We start from the raw sequence: 26,155 nt of genomic DNA on the forward strand, positions 1-26,155 counted from the left end.
GCGCCGCCGGATCAGCCGGCGGCGCGGTGTGACGGTCAGTGCAGGGCCTCCTCGGCCTTCTGGATCGCGGCGAACTCTTCCTCCGGCGTGCCGGCCACCAGGTGATGGCGGCTGTACAGGGCGAAGTAGGCGATCAGCACGCCGTAGATGATGGCAGCGCCGATCACCACCCGCGGGTCGACCAGGAAGCCCGCCACCACGGCGATGCAGGCCAGCACCAGGGCCACGCCGGAGGTGAGGATGCCGCCCGGGGTGCGGTACGGACGCTCCATCTTGGGGCGACGAATGCGCAAGGTGATGTGCGCGGCCATCATCAGTACATAGGACAGCGTAGCGCCGAACACCGCAACCAGGATCAGCAGGTCGCCCTGGCCGGTCAGCGACAGGGCGAAGCCGATGATCCCCGGGATGATCAGGGCCAGCACCGGGGCCTTGCTCTTGTTGGTCTGCGACAGGGCACGGGGCAGGTAGCCGGCGCGGGACAGGGCGAAGATCTGCCGGGAATAGGCGTAGATGATCGAGAAGAAACTGGCGATCAGTCCGGCCAGGCCGACCAGGTTGACGAAGCTGCCCATCCAGGTAGAACCGCCGTAGGCCTTGGCCAGGGCTTCCACCAGCGGGTTGCCCGAGCTTTTCAGCGCTTCGGCGCCGGCGCCGCCAGGGCCGACCACCAGGATCAGCAGGGCGAAGGCGAGCAGCACCAGCATGGCGCCGATCAGGCCGCGAGGCAGGTCACGCTTGGGGTTCTTGGTTTCCTCGGCGGCCAGCGGCACGCCTTCGACGGCGAGGAAGAACCAGATCGCATAGGGAATCGCCGCCCACACGCCGACATAGCCGAAGGGCAGGAAGCTGCTGGCGCCGACGGCCTCGGTGGGGACGATGTCGAACAGGTTCTTCGCATCGAAATGGGGCACCATCGCCAGGAGGAACACCGCCAGGGCGATGGCTGCTACAGCGGTGATGATGAACATCAGCTTGAGTGCTTCACCGACACCAAATATGTGGATGCCGATAAAGATGATGTAGAAGGCCAGGTAGATCATCCAGCCGCCGATGCCGAACAGCGATTGGCAATAGGCGCCGATGAACACGGCGATGGCTGCCGGGGCGATGGCGTATTCGATGAGGATCGCGGTGCCAGTGAGGAATCCGCCCCACGGCCCGAACGCGCTGCGGGCGAAGCCGTAGCCGCCGCCGGCGGTGGGGATCATCGAGGACAGCTCGGCCAGGGAGAAGCACATGCACAGGTACATGGTGGCCATCAGCAGGGTGGCGAGGAACATGCCGCCCCAGCCACCTTGGGCCAGGCCGAAGTTCCAGCCGGCGTAGTCGCCGGAGATCACGTAGGCGACCCCCAGGCCCACCAGCAGGACCCAGCCGGCGGCGCCTTTTTTCAATTCACGTTGCTGGAAATAGTCGGAACCGACCTTTTCGAAATCTACGGAAGAACCTGCCGGGGATCCGGCGGAATGATCGCTTGGCATGGGGAGTCACCTGTTGTCTTTTTTTGAGTGGTGAGCGTGCTGCAGGAAGCGGGCCAGAGCGGTTGGCTCTGGTTATTGTCTGTGGGACCGCGTTGTATTCATCGCTGGCAAGCCAGCTCCCACAGGGTTCGCGGTGCACGCGGTCCTTGTGGGCGCTGGCTTGCCAGCGATCGGGTTTAGAAGAACCCGAGCGGATTGATGTCGTAGCTCACCAGCAGGTTCTTGGTCTGCTGGTAATGGTCGAGCATCATCTTGTGGGTTTCACGGCCAACACCGGACTTCTTGTAGCCACCGAAAGCGGCATGCGCCGGGTACAGGTGGTAGCAGTTGGTCCACACACGGCCAGCCTTGATCCCGCGGCCCATGCGGTAGGCACGGTTGATGTCGCGGGTCCAGACGCCGGCACCGAGGCCGAACTCGGTGTCGTTGGCGATGGCCAGGGCCTCGGCTTCGTCCTTGAAGGTGGTGACGCTGACCACCGGGCCGAAGATCTCTTCCTGGAACACACGCATCCGGTTGTTGCCCTTGAGCAGGGTCGGCTGGATGTAGTAACCGGTGGACAGGCTGCCTTCGAGCTTTTCAACCTGACCGCCGGTGAGCAACTGGGCGCCTTCTTTCTCGGCGATTTCCAGATAGGACAGGATCTTGTCGAACTGCTGCTGCGAAGCCTGGGCGCCGACCATGGTGTCGGTGTCCAGCGGGTCGCCGCGCTTGATCTTCTTCACCTTCTCCATCACCACGTTCATGAACTCGTCGTAGATGGATTCCTGCACCAGCGCGCGGGACGGGCAGGTGCACACCTCGCCCTGGTTGAAGAAGGCCAGGACCAGGCCTTCGGCGGCTTTCTCGATGAAGGACGGCTCGGCCTTCATGATGTCTTCGAAGTAGATGTTCGGCGATTTGCCGCCCAGTTCCACGGTGGACGGAATGATGTTCTCGGCAGCGGCCTTCATGATGTGCGAGCCGACCGGGGTCGAGCCGGTGAAGGCGATCTTGGCGATGCGCTTGCTGGTAGCCAGCGCTTCACCGGCTTCACGGCCGTAGCCCTGGACGATGTTCAGCACGCCCGGCGGCAGCAGATCGCCGATCAGCTCTACCAGTACGGTGATGCCCAGCGGGGTCTGCTCGGCCGGCTTGAGCACCACGCAGTTGCCGGCGGCCAGGGCCGGGGCGAGTTTCCAGGCGGCCATCAGGATCGGGAAGTTCCACGGGATGATCTGCCCGACCACGCCCAGCGGCTCGTGGATGTGATAGGCCACGGTGCCTTCGTTGATCTCGGCGGCGCCACCTTCCTGGGCGCGGATGCAGCCGGCGAAGTAGCGGAAGTGATCCACGGCCAGCGGGATGTCGGCGTTCAGGGTCTCGCGGATGGCCTTGCCGTTGTCCCAGGTCTCGGTGATAGCGAGGATTTCCAGATTCTGCTCGATACGGTCGGCGATCTTCAGCAGCACGTTGGAGCGGTCCTGGACCGAGGTGCGACCCCAGGCGTCGGCAGCGGCATGGGCGGCGTCGAGGGCCTTGTCAATGTCTTCGGCAGTGGAGCGGGGGAATTCGGCGATCGGCTGACCGTTGACCGGCGAGGTGTTGGTGAAGTACTCGCCTTTCACTGGCGCGACGAACTCGCCATTGATGTAGTTACCGTAGCGACTCTTGAACGAAACCTTTGCGCCTTCGGTACCCGGATGTGCATAACGCATGGTGTCTCTCCTGGCTTATGAGTTTTGTTGGGGAGGATTCCAAGCGTAGAGCAAGTGTCGGGCCAGCGCCCGGCAAGGGCGCTGGAACAGTGATTTGGCGCAGTTTTACCCGGTTTTTCGGGGCAGCTTGTGGCGGCTTCGGTACAGGCGAGGTGACACTTTGTACCGCTTGCGGTACAGGCGGTGACCCAACGGTCAAGCCGGCATTGCAAAGCGCCAGCGCCTGGAGGATGCTGGTTTTCTCTGACCCGCGGAGAACAATAAAAAGTGCAGGGTAATCATCTCAGCCGGCATGCCCGGCAAGTCATGACGGTCACCCAGGGCAAGGGTGGATTGCAGGGCCCCGGCAGCGATCCGTCGATCGCCCGGTCCTGGCTGCGCTGCCTTGAGGACTACCACCTCGACCCGGCCCTGGCCGTGGCGCCCACCGTGCTCGAACACGACCGCGTGCTGGAAAGCCGCGAGCGCCTGCGCCAGGTCCTGCAGATCGCCGATGGCGAGATGAACAGCCTGCACCAGCAACTCTCCGGCGCCGGCCATGCGGTGCTGCTGACCGATGCTCGCGGGGTGATCCTCAACTGCGTCACCGCACCCACCGAGCGGCGCATCTTCGAGCGCGCCGGGCTGTGGCTTGGCGCCGACTGGAGCGAAGCGCGGGAAGGCACCAACGGTATCGGCACCTGCCTGGTGGAGCGCCAGGCGGTGACCATCCATCAGGAAGAACATTTTCGCGGGCGCCACACCGGCCTGACCTGCTCGGCGAGCCCGGTGTTCGATCCCCATGGCGAGCTGCTGGCGGTGCTCGACGTGTCCTCGGCGCGGGCCGATGTGTCGCGGCAGAGCCAGTTCCACACCATGGCCCTGGTCAACCTCTCGGCGAAGATGATCGAGAGCTGCTATTTCCTGCGTTGCTTCGAGCATCACTGGTTGCTGCGCTTCCATCTGCAGGCCGAGTCCGTGGGCCTGTTCAGCGAGGGGCTGCTGGCCTTCGATGGCGAAGGGCGGGTCTGTGCGGTCAACCAGAGTGCGCTGAACCTGCTGGGCAACGGGCGTGGTGGCTTGCTTGGACAGCCGGTGGAGGCGTTCTTCGATTGCCGCCTCGACGACCTGCTGGGGCGTGCCACCGCCCTGGCCAGTACCAGCTGGCCGCTGCGCACCCGTGACGGTCGCCAGCTGTTCGCCAGCCTGCGTGGCCAGGTCAAGGCGCTGGCGCCCGCCATCGCCCCGGTGGCCACGCCGTCCGTGCCGGCGAAAAGCGCGGAAATCTGCCTGCTCGATCCCGCCCTGCAAAACGACTTCCGCCGTGCCCTGCGGGTATTCGAGCGCGACGTGCCGCTGCTGCTTAACGGCGAGACCGGCTCTGGCAAGGAGGCTTTCGCCAAGGCCGTGCACCAGGCCAGCCAGCGCGCCAGCAAGCCGTTCGTCGCCCTCAACTGTGCGTCGATTCCGGAAAGCCTGATCGAAAGCGAGCTGTTCGGTTACCGCGGCGGCAGCTTCACCGGGGCGCGCAAGGAAGGCATGCGCGGCAAGCTGCAACAGGCCGATGGCGGCACCCTGCTGCTGGACGAGATCGGCGACATGCCGCTGGCCCTGCAGACCCGCCTGCTGCGGGTGCTGGAGGAGCGCCGGGTGGTGCCGATCGGCGGCGAGCCGCAGGATGTCGATGTGCGCATCATCAGCGCCACCCACCGCAACCTGCTGGAGCGGGTCGCCGACGGCAGTTTCCGCGAGGATCTCTATTACCGGCTCAATGGCCTGGAAGTCGCCTTGCCGGCATTGCGCGAGCGCAGCGACAAGGGCCCGTTGCTGGATTTCCTGCTGGCCGAGGAAGCCGGCCGGCATGCGGTGCAACTGGACCCGGCGGCGCGTCGGCTGCTGCTGGACTTCAACTGGCCGGGCAACGTGCGTCAGTTGCGCAATGTGCTGCGCACGCTGGTGGCGCTGTGCGAGGACGGGCGCATCGGCGTGGGCGATCTGCCGGCATTGATCCGCAACGCGCCGCCGGTGAAGGCCGAGCCCGTCGGGGCTGTGGATAACCCGCAGCACCCCTTGGACGATGCCGAACGGCAGGCGCTGCTGGCCGCGCTGGAGCAGAAGCGCTGGCATATGACAGCAGTGGCGGCGCAACTGGGGGTGAGTCGTAACACCTTGTATCGGAAGCTGCGCAAACACGGTCTTTCCCGGGGTGTCTGAGCGAAACGCAGGGTGAGATTTTTCCCTCCCTGGGCTACCCTGCCAGCACGTTTTCCGAGGTTGACCATGCACATTCATATTCTTGGTATCTGTGGCACTTTCATGGGCTCGCTGGCGGTGCTGGCCAAGGAGCTCGGCCACCATGTCACTGGCTCCGACGCCAACGTCTACCCACCCATGAGTACCCAGCTCGAAGCCCAGGGCATCGAGTTGACCCAGGGTTATGACCCGGCGCAACTGGACCCGGCCCCCGACCTGGTGGTGATCGGCAATGCGCTGTCGCGGGGCAACCCTGCGGTGGAACATGTCTTGAACAAGGGCCTGCCTTACGTCTCCGGCCCGCAGTGGCTGGCTGATCACGTGTTGCAGGGGCGCTGGGTCCTGGCGGTGGCCGGCACCCACGGCAAGACCACCACCAGCAGCATGCTGGCCTGGGTCCTGGAACATGCGGGCATGAGCCCGGGTTTCCTTATCGGCGGCGTGCCGCAGAACTTTTCGGTGTCGGCGCGCCTGGGCGGCACGCCGTTCTTCGTGGTCGAGGCCGACGAATACGACAGCGCCTTCTTCGACAAACGCTCGAAATTCGTCCACTACCGCCCACGCACCGCGATCCTCAACAACCTGGAGTTCGATCACGCGGACATCTTCCCCGACCTGGCAGCGATCGAGCGGCAGTTCCACCATCTGGTGCGGACCATCCCGAGCGAAGGCCTGGTCATCCACCCGACCACCGAACCGGCCCTGACGCGGGTATTGGAGATGGGCTGCTGGACCCCGGTGCAGACCACCGGCGCCGGCGGCCAATGGCAGGTGCGCCTGCTCAGCGAGGACGGTTCGCGCTTCGAAGTCAGCTTCGACGGCGAAGTGCAGGGCACGGTTGACTGGGAGCTGACCGGCCAGCACAACGTCGCCAACGCCCTGGCCACCCTGGCTGCGGCACGCCATGTCGGCGTGGTACCGGCTGTCGGCGTCGCCGCGCTGAGCGCGTTCAAGAGCGTCAAGCGGCGCATGGAGAAGGTCGCCGAAGTGGATGGCGTGACCATCTATGACGACTTCGCCCACCACCCGACCGCCATCGCCACCACCCTCGACGGCCTGCGCAAGCGCGTCGGCGAGGCGCCGGTGATCGCGGTAATCGAACCGCGCTCCAACTCCATGAAGCTTGGCGCGCACCGTGATGGCCTGCCGGACAGCGTCAAGCAGGCCGACCAGGTGATCTGGTACGCGCCTGCGAACCTCGGCTGGGATCTGGCGGCCACCGCTGCGCAATGCCCGGTGCCGGCGGTAGTGGCGCAGAGCCTTGAAGCCATCATCGAGCGGGTCAAAGGCCAGGCCCGTCCTGGCACCCAGGTGGTGATCATGAGCAACGGCGGCTTCGGCGGCCTGCACGGCAAGCTGGCCGAGGCGCTGCGCGGATGAGCGGCCCGGAGCGCATCACCCTGGCCATGACCGGCGCGTCCGGGGCGCAGTACGGCCTGCGCCTGCTGGACTGCCTGGTGCGCGAAGACCGCGAGGTGCACTTCCTGATTTCCAAGGCGGCGCAACTGGTGATGTCCACCGAGACCGACGTGGTGCTGCCGGCCAAGCCTCAGGGCATGCAGGCGTTTCTCACCGAGTACACCGGCGCCAGCGCCGGGCAGATCCGGGTATATGGCAAGGAAGACTGGATGTCGCCAGTGGCCTCGGGCTCCGGCGCGCCGGCGGCGATGGTGGTGGTGCCTTGTTCCACCGGGACCTTGTCGGCGATCGCCACCGGCGCCTGCAACAACCTGATCGAGCGAGCGGCGGACGTGACCCTCAAGGAGCGTCGTCAACTGATCCTGGTCCCGCGGGAAGCGCCGTTCTCCACCATCCATCTGGAGAACATGCTCAAGCTGTCGCAGATGGGCGCTGTGATCCTGCCAGCCGCGCCGGGCTTCTATCACCAGCCGCAGACCATTGATGACCTGGTGGACTTCGTTGTCGCGCGGATCCTCAACCTGTTGAACATTCCCCAGGACATGCTGCCGCGCTGGGGTGAGCATCACTTCGGAGGCGAGGAGTGAAACGGACGCTGTTGTTGGGATTGGTGCTGCTGCTGAGCGCCACCGGCTGCGCGACGGTGCGCACGCTCGACGCGGCCAGACCAGGGGCGCCGGTGGTGTATTCCGGGACGCGCCTGGACTTGTATGCGTTGCAGGGCGGGTGTTGCGCGCAGGATCGCTTCGGCGCGGAGGCTCCGGCGTATCCGGCGCTGGACCTGCCGGGGAGTGCGGTGCTGGATACGGTGTTGTTGCCGCTGTCGGTGTTGACCGTGCTCGGGGTAGGCTTCCAGGCCTCCGGCGGTCTCTAGGGCTGCGCTAATCCTGTGGGAGCGGGTTTACCCTCGATAGCTTCGGTGAATCCATCACCGTAATCGCGGGTGAACCCGCTCCCACAGGGTCCGCGTTCATTTACCCAACTTGCGCAGTTCATCGGACTCGACGATCCGAATCCCATCCTGTTCCTCCAGCGCCAACCGCCAAAGCGCCCTGGCCAGCTGGCAGGCCTCGATTCCGTGGTACTTGCCCGGGATCAGCTTCGACAGACTCCCTGCCATCTTCTCCGCCAGGCGCGGCTCGGAGCGCTCGCCCAGCAGTAGCGACGGCCGTGCGATGGTCAACTGCGGCCAGTCCTGAGCCTTCAACGCCTCTTCCATCTCGCCCTTGACCCGGTTGTAGAACACTGAAGACTTGGGATCGGCACCGATCGCGCTGACCACCAGCAAGTGCCGAGCGCCCATCTCCCGGGCACGCTTGCTGAACGCCACGACCATGTCCAGGTCCACCGCCCGGAAGGCATTTTCCGAGCCGGCCTGCTTGATCGTGGTACCGAGGCAGCAAAAGGCGATGTCCACCCGGCCGCTCAGTCGCGGGAGAAATACCGCCGGGTCGCCGACCGGATTCTCCAGGTGCGGATGCTCTGCCAAGGGCCGACGGGTGGGAGCGAGGACGCGACTGATGGTCGGCTCGCTGAGCAGGCGGTCGAGCAGATGTTCGCCAGTGAGGCCGGTGGCTCCGGCAAGCAGAATGTGCTGCGGCGTCAAGTACATATTGTTTCTCCCTTGATACACATCAGCTTAGTGGCTGGTGGCGCTTTTTTCCTCAAGCGCAGCGGTGCTGTGCAGTGCTTTCCTGGCTTGTTGCTGGCGCAGTTTCTGCCAATGCGCCAGTACGCCCTTCGGTGCCCAGATCTGGGGGTCGGAGGCCTCGAAATCCTCGGCCTGTTCCCGTTGGGCCACATGGGCGCGGGCAAGTTCGAAGGCCTGTTGCAGGTCATCGGTCTGGTTCAGCGCCTGGGCGAACAGGGCATCGCCGAAATAGGTGAAGTCCGCTTCCTCGGAGCAGCCGAAGGACACCCGGTCGGCCCGCGAAGCGGTCATGACCAGGGTGCGTTCGTCTTTGAGCGAGTCGATATAGCCACCGGAATAGCAGGCCGAGATGACGATCACTTTGTCGCGCTCCTTGAGTGGGGCGAGGGCGGCGGCCAGTTCGTCGGCGGGCAGGTCGGCCAGTTGCAGGCGCGGCTGGTCCAGCACCAGTTCGTGCTCGTGGCTGCCGTGACTGGTCAGGTAGATGAACACCAGGTCTTCCGGGCCGCTGCGCTCGGCCAGCCGCCGGGCGGCGCGGGCCAGGTTCTCGCGGGTGGCCATGGCGCGATCGGCGAGGTGGTCGCGGTGGTTGACCAGGGTGACCTGGCCAATGGCACCGAAGCGGGTCTTGAGCATGTCGCTGACGTAGTCGGCTTCGCGCAGGAACACGCTCTGGTTGCCGTCGCCGGCCAGGGTCAGGCTGTACAGTTCGATCTCGGGGCTTGAGGCGGGGACCTTGGCGAGTTCCTGTTCCAGCAGCGCGCCCTGGTTGAGCAGGGCTTCTTCCAGCGGATCCGGGAGCAGGTGGCCCTGGTCGTCACGTACCCGCAGGCCGTTGATCCAGTGCCCGGCCTCGACCTTGCCATCGGCCAGCACCAGGCGCCCGCTGCCCTGGTAGGCGTCGTTCTCGAAGCCACCGGTGTAGACGCTGCCGTCCGCCAGTTGCAGGCGGCCCTTGCCGGCAAAGCGCCATTCGTGGAAACCGCCCTTGTAGTGGCCGCCATCCACGGCGAACAGCTCGCCGGGGCCACTGAGCGAGCCGTCCTTGAATTCGCCGATCCACACGTCGCCGTCGGCGTTTTCATAGCGGCCTCGACCTTCCAGGTGATTGGCCTTGAATTCGCCGATGTACTGGTCACCCTCGGCGCTGCTGAAAGTCCCGGTGCCGTTCAGTTCGCCGTCGACGAACTTGCCGCTGAACTGGTTGCCGCTGGTATCGCTGCGCACGCCTTCGCCATTGGGTTTGCCCTTGGCGAACTGGCCCTGGTACTGGCTGCCGTCTTCCAGCACAAGTTGCCCGGCGCCGCTGTACTGGTCGTCCTTGAACTGGCCGCGGTAGTGCCCGCCACCATCGCGCAGGGTGCCTTCGCCATCGCGCCGGCCCAGTTTGAAGCCTCCGTTGTAACTGCTGGTGGGGGTGGTCAGCTTGCCCTGGCCGTGGAACAGGCCTTGCTGGAACTGGCCGCTATAGACCTCGCCATTGCTGCCGTGCCATTCGCCCTGGCCCTCCCACTGACCATCCTTGAAGTGGCCGGCGTACCAGCTGCCGTTGGGGTAGTCGATGCGTCCCTCGCCCTGCAGCAGGCCATCCACTACCTCGCCTCGATAGCGTCCGCCATCCGGCAGGCGGGCATCGGGAGGCGACAGCGATTCGCCGTCGCCACAGGCGGCGAGCAGGAGAGCCAAGGCAATTGGAGCGAGTGGGCGCATGACGGGGTCCGGACGAGTGAAGCCCCGAGTATGACGTACAACGTAGGTGAGGGTGAAACGGCCCATAGGCCGTTTCGGTCAGGCGCGGGTCAGACGAAGGCCAGGGACAGTGGCTCGGCGATGTACGCCGGCTTGTCCTCTCCCTCGATTTCCAGGGTGGCGGTGGCCTTGAGCAGCCATTGGCCGGGTTTCTTCTCGGTGACCTCAGTAAGGCTGACTGCCAGGCGCACCTGCGAATCGACCTTCACCGGCTGGATGAAGCGCACGCTGTCCAGGCCGTAGTTGACCACCATCTTCAGGCCCTGGGGCAGAACCAGGATGTCCTCCATGAGCTTGGGAATCAGCGAAAGGGTCAGGAAACCGTGGGCGATCGTGCTGCCAAATGGCGTTTTTGCCGCCTTCGCCGGGTCCACATGGATGAACTGGAAGTCGCCGGTAGCCTCGGCGAACAGGTTGATGCGCTCTTGATCGATCTTCAGCCATTCGGAACGTCCCAGTTCCTTTCCAACGTACTGCGACAGCTCTGCAACGGGTACATAGGGCATCGCGACTCTCCTGACTGTCCTTGAGTTTTTTGTGACCAACGAAGATACGAATGCTTAAGATCAGCACGCACTGATGGCTCGGTCAAGCCCCTATCGTCCGGGCGAATGTCGGGGTATAGGGCACTCGATAGCGTGCTTATAATGGCCGCCAGGTCCGAGGGGAGGTTTGCGATGTTGTTGCGCGGTTTGACGTGGCTCGTGCTGTTCCAGTTGCTTGGAACGGCGATCAATCACCTGCTGGTGCCCATCCTGCCCGGTCCGATCATCGGTCTGGTGTTGTTGCTGATCTTCCTGATGGTGCGTGGCGAAGTCGGCGCGCCGCTGAGCGAGGCGTCGGCCAGCCTGTTGCGCTATCTGCCGTTGCTGCTGGTACCGCCGGCGGTGGGGGTGATGGTCTATGCCGCCGATATCGTCGCCGACTTCTGGGCCATCGCCGGTGCCCTGGTGCTGTCGCTGTTGCTGGCCATGGCCTTCTGCGGCGTGCTGATGCAGAAGATGATCAACCGCGGCAAGCACCACAAGGAGCAGCCATGATGCTCGATTGGCAAGGCGCGACCCAGGCGGTGGTCCATCATCCGCTGTTTGGCATCGGCATCACCCTGGCGGCCTACCAGCTCGCCATCGCCGCTTACGAAAAGACTCGCTGGATCTTCCTGCAGCCGGTGCTCGTTTCCATGCTGCTGGTGGTCGGCGTGTTGCTGAGCTGCGGCCTGACCTACGTCGAGTACCGCAAGAGCACGGAAATCATGAACATCCTCCTTGGCCCGGCCACCGTGGCCTTGGCCGTACCGCTCTATCTCAACCTGCGGCGTATCCGCCAACTGTTCTGGCCGACTTTTACTACGCTGGTAGTCGGAGGCGTGTTCGCCACGGGCATCTGCCTGCTGCTGGGCTGGTGGTTCGGTGCCGAGCACATGATCCTGATGACCCTGGCGCCGAAGTCGGTGACTTCACCGATCGCCATGCTGGTGGCCGAGCAGATCGGTGGTGTTGCAGCCCTGGCCGCAGTGTTCGTACTGATCACCGGGGTCATCGGCGCGATCTTCGGTCCGGCGCTGCTCACCCGTCTCGGCGTGCGCAGCCCCGAGGCCCGGGGCATGGCACTCGGTCTCACCGCCCACGCGGTGGGCACATCGGTGGCCTTGCAGGAAAGTGAAGAGTGCGGGGCTTTCGCGGCCCTGGCGATGAGCCTGATGGGCGTGGCCACTGCGGTATTCCTGCCGCTGGCGGTCAGCCTGGTAGCTTGAGGAGCCTCAATGAGTTTGCCCTTGTTCACCCTGAATACCGTGCTGTTTCCCGGCTGCAACCTGGATTTGCAGATATTCGAGGCGCGATACCTGGACATGATCGGTCGCTGCATGAAGCAGGGCGGCGGTTTTGGCGTGGTGTGCATCATCGAGGGCGAGCAGGTCGGCAAGGCACCCGAGTCTTTCGCCGGCATCGGCTGCCAGGCGCTGATCGAGGATTTCCAGCAGCAGGACAACGGCCTGCTGGGCATTCGCGTGAAGGGTGAGCGGCGCTTCATGGTCGACGAGTTCGAGGTACGCAAGGACAACCTGCTGGTGGCTGACGTGCGCTGGCTCGATGAGCAGGCCGACCAGCCCCTGGACGAAGAGGACGACGACCTGCTGGCGTTGTTGCTGGCCCTGGCCGAGCACCCGATGGTGTCAGGGCTGGACATGGCCAGTCGGGTCACCGGCAAGCAATCCTTGGCCAACCAGTTGGCCTACCTCCTGCCTTTCGATGACCAGGACAAGCTCAGGCTGCTGGCCATCGACTCTCCCACCCAGCGCCTTGTGGCGATCCAGGCGTTGCTGGATCGCATTCAGGGCGAACTCTTCGCCTGATCCTCAGTACTGATAACGCAGCAGGGCGTGCGGTAGTGCGTGAAGGGCGAAGAAGCCCAGCACGCCGACGGCGGCTGGCAGGATCAGCCACCAGACCCGCAGCGGCATGGCGTTCAGTGGCTCGCGGTACTGGATCGCGGTGAGGCTGATCGCGCAGACACAGCAGGCCAGCAGGCCACCGGCGAGGATGTCGGTTGGCCAGTGCGCACCCAGGTAGACCCGCGAGGTGGCGATCGCCAGGGCCGGCAGGCAGCCAAGCAGGATCCAGGTCAGGCGCATGCGGGGCGGCTGGCTGCGTCCGGCCAGTACCGCCAGGGTCAGGAAGAAGGCGAACGAGGCCGAGCTGTGGCCACTGGGCATGCTGTAGCTGGTCAGTGGGTCGGTCAGGACCTCCGGACGGGCACGAGCGAAGAACGCCTTCAGGGTGGCGTTGCCAAGCGCGGTGCCGCCCAGGGTGGCAGCGGCGAAGAATGCCGGGCGCCACTGCCGCGCAAGCAAAAGCAGGAGCACCAGCACGGCCGCCACGATGAACTGGGTTCGGAAGTCGCCCATGCGGGTGATCAGCACCATGGTGCCGTCCAGCCAGTTGCTGCGGTGTTCCTGGATCAGGGTCATCAAGCCCTGGTCGAAGTGGTTCAGGTACGGCCAGCCGATGAAGATCGCGGCCAGCATCACCAGACCCACCGCGGCGATCCAGCGGGTGCCGCGGGGCTGGGCGCGCAGGGCGCAGTTGATGCTCACGCCCACGAGGATGGCCAGGCCTGCCGCGACCACGCCCGCCTGGGGCCAGAAACCTTCCGGCAAGGGCAGGCGCATGGCGGCGCCGGTGGCCCAGCCGGGAAGGAGGTAGGCCACTGACCAGCCAGCGCCGGCGACCAGGCTGACGGCGATGAAGCGCGGCAGCGGCATGTCGAACATGCCGGCGACCATCGGCAGCATAGGCCGCAGCGGCCCGATGAAGCGGCCGACCAGCAGGCTGGCGATGCCGTATCGCTGGAAGTAGGTTTCCGCGCTGCCAATCCATTCCGGGTGGCTACGCAGTAGCGGCAGGCGGCGGATGTTCTGGTGGAAGCGCTTGCCCAGGGTGTAGGACAGCGCATCACCGAGAATCCCGCCGAGGAAACCCAGCAGCAGGGTTTCGTGCAGAGACAGGGCGCCACTGCCGGCCAGCACGGCGACGGCGAACAGCAGCACGGTGCCGGGTACGATGATCCCGGCGATGGCCAGGCACTCCACGCAGGCCACCAGAAATATCGCCAAACCCAGCCATTGCGGGTTCGCGGTGAGCCAGCCGGTCAGGCTGTCGAGCCATGGGCCCATCGTGTCAGTTTCCTTGTGTAAGAACAGTGAAATCGCGGCCTTCGACCTGGCCACGGCGCAGCGGGTTCCGCGTGCAGTGGCGGGCGTACTCGGCATCGATGAAGCGCAGCGGCAGATGTTCGTCGCGGCCCTTGGGAATGCCCAGCCGACTGGCCTGGATAATGTGTTGCACGATGATTCCGCAATCTTCGACGAACAACTGGTCGGGGTCGAAGCGCTTCGCATCCCAGTTCGGTACTTTCAGGCCCAGGGCCTTGCACAGCAGGGTCTGCCCGGCGCACAGGCGTTCCGGCGGGCGGGCCTGGCCGCTGGCGTCGGGGTTGTTCAATTGCATTTGCGCCAGGCAGTTGTGGTCGGAAACAGCGTCCACCCAGGGGAAGGCAGACTTGATCAGCACGGCGTTGCCGGGGCCCTGGGCGCTGAAGTTCAGCGAATCGCCGCCGCGGGCGTAGTACATGTAGATGTGGCCACCATCGAGAAACAGGGCTTTTCGTTTCTCGGTGTAACCGAGTGAGGCATGGCTGCCCTTTTCTTCGAGGTAGTAGGCCTCGGTCTCGATGATCCGGGCCGACAGCCAGTACGGCCCATGGCGATGGCGGATGATCTTGCCCAGCAGGTCCCGGGCCAGGACCTGGGCGTCGCGGTCGAAGAAAGCGTCGGGCAAGGCCCGGGTGGGGCAAGGGGCGGGTTGCGGCATCGAGGTTTCTGGAATCGGGAAAGGATTCCGGGATGATAGCAATTTCCAACTTTACCGAAGCTGAACGGCTGGCCGGGAGCCTTGTGGGAGCAGGTTCACCCGCGATGGCGTCGGTGAATTCACTACCGCAATCGCGGGTGAACCCGCTCCCACAGGGGCCGCGTCGCTCGGACAGGCCTACCATCCGACTGTCACCGCTGGGCGTATAACCCTGTGACAGTTATACTCATCCGATTTTCCCCTCCGCCAAGACACTGAGCCCCATGACTGAGTCCGTTCTTGACTACATGACCCGCCTGGGTCGCGCCGCACGCGAGGCTTCCCGCGTCATCGGCCGTGCCAGCACCGCGCAGAAGAACCGCGCGCTGCACGCTGCTGCCGACGCGCTGGACGCCGCTCGCGCCGAACTGTCTGCCGCCAACGAGCTGGACCTGGCCGCCGGCCGGGCCAATGGCCTGGAACCGGCCATGCTCGATCGCCTGGCCCTGACCCCGGCACGCATCGACGGCATGATCGTCGGCCTGCGTCAGGTCGCCAGTCTCCCGGACCCGGTGGGCGCGATCCGCGACATGAGCTACCGGCCGTCGGGCATCCAGGTCGGCAAGATGCGCGTGCCGCTGGGCGTGATCGGGATCATCTACGAGTCGCGGCCGAACGTGACCATCGACGCAGCCAGCCTGTGCCTGAAGTCGGGCAACGCCACCATCCTGCGTGGCGGCTCCGAGGCCATCCACTCCAACCGTGCCATCGCCGTGTGCATCCAGCGCGGCCTGGCCGAAGCCGGCCTGCCGGCGTCGGTGGTCCAGGTCGTGGAAGTCACCGATCGCGAAGCCGTGGGCGCGCTGATCAGCATGCCGGAGTTCGTCGACGTCATCGTTCCGCGTGGTGGCAAGGGCCTGATCGAGCGCATCAGCCGTGATGCACGAGTGCCGGTGATCAAGCACCTGGACGGCATCTGCCATGTCTACGTCGGCGAGCATGCCGAGCTGGACAAGGCCCGTCGCATCGCCTTCAACGCCAAGACCTACCGCTACGGTATCTGTGGCGCCATGGAAACGCTGCTGGTGGATTCCAGCGTCGCCGCCGAGTTCCTCCCGGAAATGGCCCGCCAATTCCGGGAAAAAGGTGTCGAACTGCGCGGTTGCGAACGCACCCGCATGATTATCGACGCGGCCCCGGCCACCGAGGACGACTGGCACACCGAGTACCTGGCGGCGATCCTGTCGATCCGCATCGTCGACGGCGTCGACGCGGCGATCGAGCATATCAACCACTACGGTTCGCACCACACCGACTCCATCGTCACCGAGCACCAGGGCCTGGCCCGGCGCTTCGTCGCCGAAGTGGACTCGGCGTCGGTGATGATCAACACTCCGACCTGCTTCGCCGATGGCTTCGAGTACGGTCTGGGCGCGGAAATCGGCATCTCCACCGACAAGCTGCATGCCCGCGGCCCGGTCGGTCTGGAAGGCCTGACCTGCGAGAAATACGTGGTCGTCGGCGACGGCCAGTTGCGTGGACAGGAGTCCTGCTGAGTTGAGCAAGGCCCCGGCGATCCGGCGGATCGGCATTCTTGGCGGCACGTTCGACCCCGTGCACATCGGTCACCTGCGCAGTGCGCTGGAGGTGTCCGAGTTCATGGGACTCGACGAGCTGCGCCTGCTGCCCAACGCCCGCCCGCCACACCGCGATACCCCGCAGGTGGCGGCACAGGATCGCCTGGCCATGGTCCGCTGCGCGGTGGACGGCGTCGAACGGCTGAGCGTGGATGACCGCGAGCTGGCCCGCGACAAGCCGTCGTACACCATCGATACCCTGGAGTCGCTGCGCGCCGAACTGGGCGCCAGCGACCAGTTGTTCCTGCTGATGGGCTGGGATGCCTTCTGCGGGTTGCCCGGCTGGCATCGCTGGGAAGAGTTGCTGAAACACTGTCACATCCTGGTGCTGCAACGCCCGGATGCCGATGTCGAACCCCCAGACGAGTTGCGCAACCTGCTGGCTGCGCGCTCGGAGAGCGATCCCACCGCCATGTCCGGCCCGGCGGGGAACATTTCGTTCGTGTGGCAGACACCGCTATCGGTGTCCGCCACGCAGATCCGGCAGCTGCTGGCCAGCGGCAAGTCGGTGCGGTTCCTGGTGCCGGACGCAGTACTGGCCTATATCGAGACGCACGGTCTGTATCGTGCGTAGAACGGCAGGCGCCTGCGGGCGCCGCTTTCAATGAGTTGAAACGAGTTTCTTATGACCAAGCAAAACATCACCGGCGAAGAGCTGGTCCAGCTGGCCAAGTCGGCCCTGGAAGAAGTCAAGGCCCAGGACATCCAGGTCATCGACGTGCGCGACAAGCACAGCCTGACCGACTACATGATCATCGCCACCGGTACTTCCAACCGGCAGATCAACGCGATGGCCGAAAAGGTGCGCGAGATCGTCAAGCAGAAGGGCGTGATGCCGCTGGGCGAGGAAGGCAAGGGCGACAGCGACTGGGTCCTTCTCGACCTGAACGACGTCATCGTGCACATGATGACCGCCGCTGCCCGCCAGTTCTACGATCTGGAGCGCCTGTGGCTGGGTGCCGAGCAGAGCCGTGCCGCCGATGGCAAGCACCACAGCCCGGAAAACACCCACGAGCATTTCGCCAAGCTCAACAAGGACATGGACTGAGGGTAGCGTCGTGCGTCTGCGTCTGATCGCGGTCGGCTCGCGCATGCCCAAGTGGGTCGAGGAAGGCTGGCATGAATATGCCAAGCGCCTGCCGGCGGAGCTGTCCCTGGAACTGGTGGAAATCCCGCTCAACACCCGGGGCAAGAACGCCGATGTCGCTCGCCTGATCCGTCAGGAGGGCGAGGCCATGCTGGCGAAAGTCCAGCCTGGGGAACGGATCGTTACCCTGGAGGTCCATGGCAAGCCCTGGAGCACCGAGCAACTGGCGGTCGAACTGGACCGCTGGCGGCTGGATTCGCGCACGGTCAATCTCATGGTCGGCGGCCCGGAAGGGCTGGCGCCAGAGGTCTGCGCGCGCAGCGAGCAGCGCTGGTCGCTGTCGCCGCTGACCCTGCCGCACCCCCTGGTACGGATACTGATTGGCGAACAGATTTATCGCGCCTGGACCGTGTTGTCCGGGCACCCTTATCACAAATAAGCCTGTAAGCCCTTTCAATGTCGCAGCCGATCCGCCTCAAGGACCACGAGAAAGACGCCCGCCTGGTGCGTAGCCGCGTCGTGGTCGGTGCAGTGGCGATCCTCTTGCTCATCTGCGTGCTGATCGCCCGCCTGTACTACCTGCAGGTGATCCAGTACGAGTATCACTCCACGCTTTCGGAGAACAATCGGGTGCACGTGCAGCCGATTCCGCCGACCCGTGGCCTGATCTTCGACCGCAACGGCGTGATCATCGCCGACAACCGGCCCAGCTTCAGCCTGAGCATGACTCGCGAGCGCTCTGGCGACTGGCAGCAGGTGCTCGATGTGATCGTCGAGGTGCTGGAACTGACCCCGGATGATCGCGCGTTGTTCGAGAAGCGCATGAAGCAGGGGCGCCGGCCGTTCGAGCCAGTGCCGATCCTGTTCGAGCTGACCGAGGAACAGATCGCCCGGGTTGCGGTGAACCAGTTCCGCCTGCCCGGGGTGGAAGTGGTGGCGCAGTTGGTGCGGCATTATCCACAGGGACCGCATTTCGCCCATTCGGTTGGCTATGTCGGACGGATCAACGAGAAAGAGCTGAAGACCCTCGATCCGGTCAACTACAGCGGTACCCACCATATCGGCAAGACCGGCATCGAGCGTTTCTACGAGCCAGAGCTGCATGGCCAGGTGGGCTACGAGGAGGTCGAGACCAACGCTCGCGGCCGCGTGCTGCGGGTGCTCAAGCGCACCGACCCGATTCCCGGCAAGGACATTGTCCTGAGTCTCGACATCAAGCTTCAGGAAGCTGCCGAGCAGGCCCTGGGCGGGCGCCGTGGCGCCATCGTCGCCCTCGACCCGCGCACCGGCGAAGTCCTGGCGATGGTCAGCCAGCCGAGCTTCGACCCCAACCTGTTCGTCACTGGCATCAGCTTCAAGGCCTACGCCGAACTGCGCGACTCCATCGACCGGCCACTGTTCAACCGCGTACTGCGTGGCCTCTACCCGCCGGGTTCGACCATCAAGCCGGCGGTGGCCATTGCCGGCCTTGATTCCCAGGTGGTGAACGCTTCGACGCGGGTGTTCGACCCGGGCTACTACCAGTTGCCCAACTACGACCACAAGTACCGCAACTGGAACCGCACCGGTGACGGTTGGGTCGACCTCGACACGGCGATCATGCGGTCCAACGACACCTATTTCTACGATCTTGCGCACAAGATGGGCATCGACCGCCTGTCCAGCTACATGAACCGCTTCGGTATCGGGCAGAAAGTCGCCCTCGACATGTTCGAGGAGTCGCCCGGCCTGATGCCGTCCCGCGAGTGGAAGCGCGCCACCCGGCGCCAGGCCTGGTTCCCGGGCGAAACCCTGATCCTCGGCATTGGTCAGGGCTACATGCAGGCCACGCCGCTGCAACTGGCCCAGGCTACCGCGCTGATCGCGGCCAAGGGCAAGTGGAATCGTCCGCACCTGGCCAAGACGATCGAAGGCCAGCCGCCGGTGGATCCGAACCCGATGGAAGATATCGTCCTGCGTGACAAGTCCGACTGGGCCAAGGTCACCCACGGCATGGAGCAGGTGATGCAGGGCGCCCGCGGTACCGCGCGCAAGGCCGCCATCGGCGCCCAGTACCGCATCGCCGGCAAGAGCGGTACGGCTCAGGTCGTGGCGATCAAGCAGGGTGAAAAGTACGACCGTAACAAGGTTCAGGAGCGCCACCGCGACCACGCTCTGTTCGTCGGCTTCGCTCCGGCGGAGGATCCGCGCATCGTGATTTCGGTCATGGTCGAGAACGGCGAGTCCGGTTCCGGCGTGGCCGCGCCGGTGCTGCGTCAGGTGATGGACGCCTGGCTGCTCGACGAGAATGGTCGCCTCAAGTCCGAAAGCGTTGCCCCCGTTGACACCGTTGCCCAGGAATCGGTCCAGTGAAGAGTAATTTCGACCGCATGCTCTCCAGCGAGGACGTGATGCGCCGCCGCGCCAGCTTCCTGCAGCGCATCCATATCGACGGTCCCCTGCTGATCCTTCTGCTGACCCTGGCGGCTGGCAGCCTGTTCGTCCTCTATTCGGCCAGTGGCAAGAACTGGGACCTGCTGCTCAAGCAAGCCTCGTCGTTCGGTATCGGCCTGGTCTCGATGTTCGTCATCGCTCAACTGGAGCCGCGCTTCATGGCCCGCTGGGTGCCGCTGGCCTATGTGGTCGGGGTGATGCTGCTGGTGGTGGTGGACATCATGGGCCACAACGCCATGGGCGCGACGCGCTGGATCAACATTCCCGGGGTGATCCGCTTTCAGCCCTCGGAATTCCTCAAGATCATCATGCCTGCGACCATCGCCTGGTACCTGTCCAAGCGCACCCTGCCGCCGCACCTCAAGCATGTGCTGATCAGCCTGATCCTGATCGGCATGCCGTTCATCCTCATCGTCCGCCAGCCCGACCTGGGCACCGCGCTGCTGATTCTCGCCTCCGGGGCCTTCGTCCTGTTCATGGGCGGCCTGCGCTGGCGCTGGATCCTCAGCGTGATCGCCGCGGCGGTGCCGGTGGCGGTGGCGATGTGGTTTTTCGTCATGCACGACTACCAGAAACAGCGGGTACTGACCTTCCTCGATCCGGAAAGCGATCCGTTGGGCACCGGCTGGAACATCATCCAGTCGAAGGCTGCGATCGGCTCCGGCGGGGTGTTTGGCAAGGGCTGGTTGCTGGGTACCCAGTCGCACCTGGACTTCCTCCCGGAAAGCCACACCGACTTCATCATCGCTGTGATGGGCGAAGAGTTCGGCCTGGTAGGTATTTGCGCGCTGCTGTTGATCTACCTGCTGCTGATCGGTCGCGGCCTGGTCATCACCGCCCAGGCCCAGACCCTGTTTGGCAAGTTGCTGGCCGGCAGCCTGACCATGACCTTCTTCGTCTACGTATTCGTCAATATCGGCATGGTCAGCGGGCTGCTTCCCGTGGTGGGCGTGCCGCTGCCCTTCATTAGTTATGGTGGAACTTCGCTGGTGACGCTGCTGTCAGCGTTTGGCGTTCTCATGTCGATCCATACCCACCGCAAATGGATCGCGCAGGTTTGAGCAAGGTGAATTACTTGATGCAAGCAATACGGGGCTGGATGGCCCGTTGTGTACCGCTGGCGGGCCTTGTCGGTCTGCTGGGTGGCGCGCAGCAGGCCAGTGCCGGCGACTACGAAGGATCGCCGCAGGTTGCCGAGTTCGTCGGCGAGATGACCCGCGACTACGGTTTTGCCGGTGAACAGTTGATGGGCGTGTTCCGCGAGGTACAGCGCAAGCAGGCGATCCTCGACGCGATTTCCCGCCCGGCGGAACGGGTCAAGCCGTGGAAGGAATACCGTCCGATGTTCCTCACCGATGCCCGGGTCGCCCGCGGCGTCGACTTCTGGCGCCAGCATGAGGCCACCCTGGCCCGCGCCGAGCAGGAATACGGGGTTCCGGCCCAGGTGATCGTGTCGATCATTGGCGTCGAGACCTTCTTCGGCCGCAACACCGGCAACTACCGGGTGATCGACGCGCTGTCGACCCTCGCCTTCGACTATCCACCGCGAGCACCGTTCTTCCGCAAAGAACTGCGCGAGTTCCTCTTGCTGTCCCGCGAGGAGCAGGTCGACCCGCTGACCCTGAAAGGCTCCTACGCCGGTGCCATGGGCCTGCCGCAGTTCATGCCGAGCAGCTTTCGCGCCTACGCCGTGGATTTCGACGGCGACGGCCACATCAATATCTGGAACAACCCCGATGACGCCATCGGCAGTGTCGCCAGCTACTTCAAACGTCACGGCTGGGTGGCCGGCGAGCCGGTGGTGAGCCGTGCCATGGTCCGCGGCGAGCGGGTCGACGAGGGACTGAGCCCGGGCATCGAGCCGGTAAAGACGGTCGGGGAGTTGCGAGCGCTGGGCTGGTCGAGTCATGATGCGTTGCGCGATGATCTGCCGGTCACCGCTTTCCGGCTTGAAGGTGATAACGGTCCCGAATACTGGCTGGGCCTGAAGAACTTCTACGCGATCACTCGCTACAACCGCAGCGTGATGTACGCCATGGCGGTACATCAACTTTCCGACCTGCTGGTTCAGGCAAGGGGCGCCCGGTAATGCGCGTACTGTTTTCCGCTTCATCCCTCAAGCTGCTGAGCTGCATGGTTGTCGGCGCGCTGCTGGTGAGCTGTTCTTCCAGCCGTCCCACCTCCCAGGGCAGTGGCAACATCATCCGCTCCAAGCCGGGTCTGGACATCAACCGGGCCCACAAGGACGGCGCGCCATGGTGGGACGTCGACGTGTCGAAGATCCCCGACGCCACCCCGACCGTGCATACCGGCGCCTACAAGGCCAACCCCTATACGGTGCTGGGCAAGACCTACTACCCGATGCCCGACTCGCGCAACTATGTCGCCGAGGGCACGGCGTCCTGGTACGGCACCAAATTCCACGGGCAGAACACCGCCAACGGTGAGGTCTATGACCTCTACGGCATGAGCGCGGCGCACAAGACCCTGCCGCTGCCGGCCTACGTCAAGGTGACCAACCTGGACAACCACCGCAGCGTCATCCTGCGGGTCAACGACCGCGGCCCGTTCTATTCTGATCGCATCATCGACCTGTCTTACGCTGCGGCGAAGAAGCTCGGCTATGCCGAGACCGGCACCGCGCGGGTCCGCGTCGAAGGCATCGACCCGCAGCAATGGTGGGCCCAGCGCGGTCGTCAGGCGCCGCTGGTCCTCGATCAGCCGCAAGTGGCGCAGACCCGAGCGATTCCGGCCAGTACCGGCACCGTCGAACAATGGACGCCGCCGCCGCAGCAGCATGCCGCCGCGGTTCTGCCGGTGCAGGTCGCCAGCAACACCCTGGCAACCGCCAACGGCACCTATCTGCAGGTCGGCGCATTCGCCAACCCGGATGCCGCGGAGTTGCTACGCTCCAAACTGAGCGGCATGGTCAGTGCGCCGGTCTTCATCAGTTCCATCGTACGCAACCAGCAGACCCTGCACCGGGTCCGCATGGGACCGATCCGCAGTCAGGGAGAAGTCCAGCAAATGCAGGACAGCGTGCGCCTGGCCAATCTGGGACAGGCCAAAGTAGTCACGGCAGACTGACCGGGGGGACTGGTCGGTTTGTCATGCAACCGGGCCGAACAGCCATGTACAATGGCGGTTTTGCTCGAAGGCGCGACCTTATGTCGCAACGCCTTATAGTTTTGCCCCCTTTTGGGGCATGAGCCCATTAGCCATTTCGAGAGACGGATGAACATCACCACCTTTGCCAAACGCCTTTGCCTGCTCGTTCCGCTGCTGATCGCTCCTTCCGCTTTCGCGGCGGAGCAGATGATGCCGTCGCCGCCGCAACTGGCAGCCAAGTCCTACGTGCTCATGGAAGCCTCCAGCGGAAACGTCCTGGTGGAGAACAATGGCGACCAGCGTCTGCCGCCGGCGAGCCTGACCAAGCTGATGACCGCCTACATCGCGACCCTGGAAATCCGTCGCGGCCAGATCGGCGAGAACGATCCGGTGACCGTCAGTGAAAACGCCTGGCGTACCGGTGGTTCGCGGATGTTCATCAAGGTCGGTACCCAGGTCAGCGTCAGCGACCTGCTGCACGGCATCATCATCCAGTCCGGCAACGACGCCAGCGTTGCTGTGGCCGAGCACATCGCCGGCAGCGAAGACGCCTTCGCCGACATGATGAACAAGACCGCCGGCGACCTGGGCATGAGCAACAGCCACTTCATGAACCCTACCGGCCTGCCGAACCCGGAGCACTACTCCTCGGCCCACGACATGGCCGTGCTGGCCCGCGCGATCATCCACGAAGACCCTGCTCACTACGCGATCTACTCGCAGAAGGAGTTCTTCTGGAACAACATCAAGCAGCCCAACCGCAACCTGCTGCTGTGGCGTGACAAGACCGTCGACGGTCTGAAGACCGGCCACACCGACGAAGCCGGCTACTGCATGGTGTCGTCCGCCGTGCGTGACGGCATGCGCCTGATCGCGGTGGTCTTCGGTACCAACAGCGAGCAGTCCCGCGCCGCCGAGACCCAGAAGCTGCTGACCTACGGTTTCCGCTTCTTCGAAACCCAGACCTTCTACCAGAAGGGCACCGAGTTGGCCCAGGCGCCTGTATGGAAAGGCACCACCAGCCAGGTCAAGGCCGGCCTGGCCGAAGACCTGACCATGACTTTGCCTAAAGGCCAATTGAAGAAACTGGCCGCAAGCATGACCATGAACCCGCAGCTGATGGCGCCGATCGCCAAAGGTGACGTGATTGGTAAAGTCGAAGTCAAACTGGATGACAACGTGGTTCACAGCGCAGATCTGATCGCGCTGGACGCGGTCGAGGAAGGTGGTTTCTTCCGTCGGGTGTGGGATAGCATCCGCCTGTTCTTCTACGGTTTGTTCAACTGATATCGTGACCTGCACGCCCCTGCAATCCGCAGGGGCGTTGTTGCTGCCACGGCTTACGAGGCCGTTTCCGCCATGAGCGATGACGTCAAAGCGCCAAAAATCGAATTTCCCTGCCCGGACTACGCCATCAAGGTGATTGGCGATACCGTGGTCAATTTCCGGGACACCGTGGTCGAGATCCTTGGCAAGTACGCCAAAGTCGATCTGAAGACCCTGGCCGAACGCCAGAGCAGCACCGGCAAGTACACCACCGTGCAACTGCACATCGAAGCCACCAGCGAAGACCAGCTGCGCGATATCAACAGTGCCCTGCGCGCGACCGGTTTCGTGCACATGGTGCTGTGATGTCCACGATCCTCGGCTTCCGCGACCTCGGCCTGCTGCCCTATGAACCGGTGCTCGAAGCGATGCGTCGGTTCACCGACCAGCGCAAGCCGGGCGACGGCGACGAGATCTGGCTGGTGGAGCATCCTCCCGTGTTCACCCAGGGGCAGGCCGGCAAGGCCGAGCACCTGCTGGTGCCGGGGGACATCCCCGTGGTACAGACTGACCGCGGCGGCCAGGTGACCTACCACGGCCCTGGCCAACTGGTGGCCTACCTGATGCTGGACGTGCGCCGCCGGGGTTTCGGTGTGCGCGATCTGGTGACGCGCATCGAGCGCGCGCTGGTCGAGTTGCTCGCCAGCTACGGTGTGGAAGCGGCGGCCAAGCCCGACGCTCCGGGCGTCTATGTCGACGGGGCGAAGATCGCCTCCCTCGGCTTGCGGATTCGCAACGGCTGTTCCTTCCACGGCCTTGCCCTCAATGTGGACATGGACCTCGCGCCATTCCGCCGAATCAACCCCTGCGGGTATGCGGGGCTGGCCATGACCCAGCTGCGCGACCAGGCCGGGCCTATCGAACTCCCCGAGGTAAGGGCAAGGCTGCGCGGACAGCTGGTCAAGCACCTCGATTATGCTGAGCAGACGACCCTTGCGGGCGGAATCGACTGAATATGACTATTGTGCAAGAGCCGGTGCAAAGCACCGCCACCCCGGCCCCACGGCCGAAGGTTGAAGCCGGTGTGAAACTGCGTGGCGCCGAGAAAGTCGCGCGTATCCCGGTAAAGATCATCCCCACCGAAGAACTGCCGAAGAAGCCCGACTGGATCCGCGTGCGCATCCCGGTTTCCCCGGAAGTCGACCGGATCAAGCAACTGCTGCGCAAGCACAAGCTGCACAGCGTCTGTGAAGAGGCGTCCTGCCCGAACCTGGGCGAGTGCTTCTCCGGCGGTACCGCGACCTTCATGATCATGGGCGACATCTGCACTCGTCGCTGCCCGTTCTGCGACGTCGGCCACGGCCGGCCGAAGCCTCTGGATGTCGATGAGCCGAAGAATCTGGCCGTGGCCATCGCCGATCTGCGCCTGAAGTACGTGGTGATCACCTCGGTGGACCGCGACGACCTGCGTGACGGCGGTGCCCAGCACTTCGCCGACTGCATCCGCGAGATCCGCGCGCTATCGCCGGGCGTCCAGCTGGAAACCCTGGTGCCGGACTACCGCGGGCGCATGGACGTGGCCCTGGCCATCACTGCCCAGGAGCCGCCGGATGTGTTCAACCACAACCTTGAAACCGTACCGCGCCTGTACAAGGCCGCGCGTCCGGGTTCGGACTACCAGTGGTCGCTGACCCTGCTGGAGAAGTTCAAGGAACTGGTGCCGCATGTACCGACCAAGTCTGGCTTGATGCTCGGCCTGGGCGAGACCGACGAAGAAGTGATCGAAGTGATGCACCGCATGCGCGAGCACAACATCGACATGCTGACCCTTGGCCAGTACCTGCAGCCATCGCGCAGCCACCTGCCGGTGCAGCGCTTCGTGCACCCGGACACCTTCGCCTGGTTCGCCGAAGAAGGTTACAAGATGGGCTTCAAGAACGTCGCATCCGGCCCGTTGGTACGTTCCTCGTACCATGCCGACCAGCAGGCGCATGAGGCCAAGATCAAGCTCTGATCGGCGGCCTTGCATGAAAAAGCCCCCGC

The 26,155-nt window shown here is 64.4% G+C and carries 26 protein-coding genes; 19 read left to right on the forward strand and 7 right to left on the reverse strand.

The genetic code is table 11. From position 1 onward, the window contains the following. Positions 1-35: 35 nt before the first annotated feature. The gene (gene eat, locus AC5QPF_RS03970) at positions 36-1,484 is read right to left on the reverse strand and encodes an ethanolamine permease (RefSeq protein WP_494962094.1); all 1,449 of its coding nucleotides are present in this window, start codon (positions 1,482-1,484) and stop codon (positions 36-38) included. A gap of 176 nt (positions 1,485-1,660) precedes the next feature. Beyond that, positions 1,661-3,181: an acetaldehyde dehydrogenase ExaC gene (gene exaC, locus AC5QPF_RS03975; protein WP_494962095.1), complete on the reverse strand. Its 1,521-nt coding sequence runs from the start codon at positions 3,179-3,181 to the stop codon at positions 1,661-1,663. Between the two features lie 267 nt (positions 3,182-3,448). On the opposite strand from exaC, the gene AC5QPF_RS03980 reads away from it, so the two are divergent. The 4 genes from AC5QPF_RS03980 (at position 3,449) to AC5QPF_RS03995 (ending at position 7,706) form a co-directional block, all read left to right on the forward strand. Next, positions 3,449-5,374 (forward strand): sigma 54-interacting transcriptional regulator, encoded by a 1,926-nt coding sequence (locus AC5QPF_RS03980; protein WP_494962096.1) that lies wholly within the window; start codon positions 3,449-3,451, stop codon positions 5,372-5,374. A gap of 66 nt (positions 5,375-5,440) precedes the next feature. Next, positions 5,441-6,793, forward strand: coding sequence for a UDP-N-acetylmuramate:L-alanyl-gamma-D-glutamyl-meso-diaminopimelate ligase (gene mpl / locus AC5QPF_RS03985; protein WP_494962097.1), 1,353 nt, complete (start codon positions 5,441-5,443; stop codon positions 6,791-6,793). Continuing rightward, positions 6,790-7,419 (forward strand): flavin prenyltransferase UbiX, encoded by a 630-nt coding sequence (ubiX, locus tag AC5QPF_RS03990; RefSeq protein ID WP_494962098.1) that lies wholly within the window; start codon positions 6,790-6,792, stop codon positions 7,417-7,419. The genes mpl and ubiX overlap by 4 nt, the downstream gene beginning before the upstream one ends. Further along, positions 7,416-7,706 carry a YceK/YidQ family lipoprotein gene (locus tag AC5QPF_RS03995; protein ID WP_494962099.1) on the forward strand — a complete coding sequence of 97 codons (291 nt, stop codon included), beginning with the start codon at positions 7,416-7,418 and terminating at the stop codon, positions 7,704-7,706. Before ubiX ends, AC5QPF_RS03995 begins: the two co-directional genes overlap by 4 nt. Positions 7,707-7,802: 96 nt before the next feature. Here AC5QPF_RS03995 and AC5QPF_RS04000 read toward each other — a convergent pair whose 3' ends face one another. The 3 genes from AC5QPF_RS04000 to AC5QPF_RS04010 all read right to left on the reverse strand — a co-directional run bounded on the left by AC5QPF_RS04000 (position 7,803) and on the right by AC5QPF_RS04010 (position 10,738). Further along, on the reverse strand, positions 7,803-8,444 hold the full coding sequence (locus AC5QPF_RS04000; protein ID WP_494962100.1) for an NAD(P)H-binding protein: 642 nt from the start codon (positions 8,442-8,444) through the stop codon (positions 7,803-7,805). Between the two features lie 27 nt (positions 8,445-8,471). Continuing rightward, on the reverse strand, positions 8,472-10,193 hold the full coding sequence (locus tag AC5QPF_RS04005) for a C13 family peptidase (protein ID WP_494962101.1): 1,722 nt from the start codon (positions 10,191-10,193) through the stop codon (positions 8,472-8,474). Positions 10,194-10,282: 89 nt separating this feature from the next. Continuing rightward, on the reverse strand, positions 10,283-10,738 hold the full coding sequence (locus AC5QPF_RS04010) for a MaoC/PaaZ C-terminal domain-containing protein (RefSeq protein WP_494962102.1): 456 nt from the start codon (positions 10,736-10,738) through the stop codon (positions 10,283-10,285). A 171-nt stretch (positions 10,739-10,909) separates the two neighbouring features. On the opposite strand from AC5QPF_RS04010, the gene AC5QPF_RS04015 reads away from it, so the two are divergent. From AC5QPF_RS04015 to AC5QPF_RS04025, 3 genes are read left to right on the forward strand one after another with little or no spacing between them, the layout of a single operon-like run. Then, positions 10,910-11,272, forward strand: a complete 363-nt coding sequence (locus tag AC5QPF_RS04015; RefSeq protein WP_494962103.1) for a CidA/LrgA family protein — start codon at positions 10,910-10,912, stop codon at positions 11,270-11,272. Then, positions 11,269-11,985, forward strand: coding sequence for an LrgB family protein (locus AC5QPF_RS04020; RefSeq protein ID WP_494962104.1), 717 nt, complete (start codon positions 11,269-11,271; stop codon positions 11,983-11,985). The genes AC5QPF_RS04015 and AC5QPF_RS04020 overlap by 4 nt, the downstream gene beginning before the upstream one ends. 9 nt (positions 11,986-11,994) lie before the next feature. Further along, positions 11,995-12,585, forward strand: a complete 591-nt coding sequence (locus tag AC5QPF_RS04025; RefSeq protein ID WP_494962105.1) for an LON peptidase substrate-binding domain-containing protein — start codon at positions 11,995-11,997, stop codon at positions 12,583-12,585. Between the two features lie 3 nt (positions 12,586-12,588). Here AC5QPF_RS04025 and AC5QPF_RS04030 read toward each other — a convergent pair whose 3' ends face one another. Together AC5QPF_RS04030 and AC5QPF_RS04035 are read right to left on the reverse strand one after the other, a co-directional pair. Continuing rightward, positions 12,589-13,905, reverse strand: a complete 1,317-nt coding sequence (locus AC5QPF_RS04030) for a VTT domain-containing protein (RefSeq protein WP_494962106.1) — start codon at positions 13,903-13,905, stop codon at positions 12,589-12,591. Positions 13,906-13,909: 4 nt separating this feature from the next. Then, positions 13,910-14,602 (reverse strand): DNA-3-methyladenine glycosylase, encoded by a 693-nt coding sequence (locus tag AC5QPF_RS04035; protein WP_494962107.1) that lies wholly within the window; start codon positions 14,600-14,602, stop codon positions 13,910-13,912. Positions 14,603-14,865: 263 nt separating this feature from the next. Here AC5QPF_RS04035 and AC5QPF_RS04040 point away from each other — a divergent pair, with 263 nt between their 5' ends. The 12 genes from AC5QPF_RS04040 (at position 14,866) to lipA (ending at position 26,126) form a co-directional block, all read left to right on the forward strand. After that, positions 14,866-16,137: a glutamate-5-semialdehyde dehydrogenase gene (locus tag AC5QPF_RS04040; protein ID WP_494962108.1), complete on the forward strand. Its 1,272-nt coding sequence runs from the start codon at positions 14,866-14,868 to the stop codon at positions 16,135-16,137. Position 16,138: 1 nt separating this feature from the next. Continuing rightward, entirely contained in the window at positions 16,139-16,792 is a 654-nt protein-coding gene (gene nadD, locus AC5QPF_RS04045; RefSeq protein ID WP_494962109.1) for a nicotinate-nucleotide adenylyltransferase, read from the forward strand. 51 nt (positions 16,793-16,843) lie between these two features. Beyond that, positions 16,844-17,266, forward strand: coding sequence for a ribosome silencing factor (gene rsfS, locus AC5QPF_RS04050; RefSeq protein WP_494962110.1), 423 nt, complete (start codon positions 16,844-16,846; stop codon positions 17,264-17,266). Positions 17,267-17,276: 10 nt separating this feature from the next. After that, complete coding sequence (gene rlmH / locus AC5QPF_RS04055; protein WP_042123718.1) at positions 17,277-17,744, forward strand: 23S rRNA (pseudouridine(1915)-N(3))-methyltransferase RlmH; 468 nt, start codon at positions 17,277-17,279, stop codon at positions 17,742-17,744. Between the two features lie 17 nt (positions 17,745-17,761). Then, entirely contained in the window at positions 17,762-19,657 is a 1,896-nt protein-coding gene (mrdA, locus tag AC5QPF_RS04060; protein WP_494962111.1) for a penicillin-binding protein 2, read from the forward strand. A 38-nt stretch (positions 19,658-19,695) separates the two neighbouring features. Beyond that, positions 19,696-20,799, forward strand: coding sequence for a rod shape-determining protein RodA (rodA, locus tag AC5QPF_RS04065; RefSeq protein WP_494964125.1), 1,104 nt, complete (start codon positions 19,696-19,698; stop codon positions 20,797-20,799). Between the two features lie 17 nt (positions 20,800-20,816). Next, entirely contained in the window at positions 20,817-21,827 is a 1,011-nt protein-coding gene (gene mltB, locus AC5QPF_RS04070; RefSeq protein ID WP_494962112.1) for a lytic murein transglycosylase B, read from the forward strand. Further along, a complete protein-coding gene (locus tag AC5QPF_RS04075; protein ID WP_494962113.1) occupies positions 21,827-22,825 on the forward strand; it encodes a septal ring lytic transglycosylase RlpA family protein in 999 nt (332 codons plus the stop codon). Before mltB ends, AC5QPF_RS04075 begins: the two co-directional genes overlap by 1 nt. Before the next feature lie 147 nt (positions 22,826-22,972). Continuing rightward, complete coding sequence (locus tag AC5QPF_RS04080; RefSeq protein ID WP_494962114.1) at positions 22,973-24,133, forward strand: serine hydrolase; 1,161 nt, start codon at positions 22,973-22,975, stop codon at positions 24,131-24,133. A 72-nt stretch (positions 24,134-24,205) separates the two neighbouring features. Further along, positions 24,206-24,478, forward strand: coding sequence for a DUF493 domain-containing protein (locus tag AC5QPF_RS04085; protein ID WP_494962115.1), 273 nt, complete (start codon positions 24,206-24,208; stop codon positions 24,476-24,478). After that, positions 24,478-25,125: a lipoyl(octanoyl) transferase LipB gene (lipB, locus tag AC5QPF_RS04090; RefSeq protein WP_494962116.1), complete on the forward strand. Its 648-nt coding sequence runs from the start codon at positions 24,478-24,480 to the stop codon at positions 25,123-25,125. Before AC5QPF_RS04085 ends, lipB begins: the two co-directional genes overlap by 1 nt. A 2-nt stretch (positions 25,126-25,127) precedes the next feature. Then, positions 25,128-26,126: a lipoyl synthase gene (gene lipA, locus AC5QPF_RS04095; RefSeq protein ID WP_494962117.1), complete on the forward strand. Its 999-nt coding sequence runs from the start codon at positions 25,128-25,130 to the stop codon at positions 26,124-26,126. The last annotated feature ends 29 nt before the right edge of the window (positions 26,127-26,155 follow it).

Source organism: Pseudomonas sp. Con_6 (assembly GCF_059379395.1).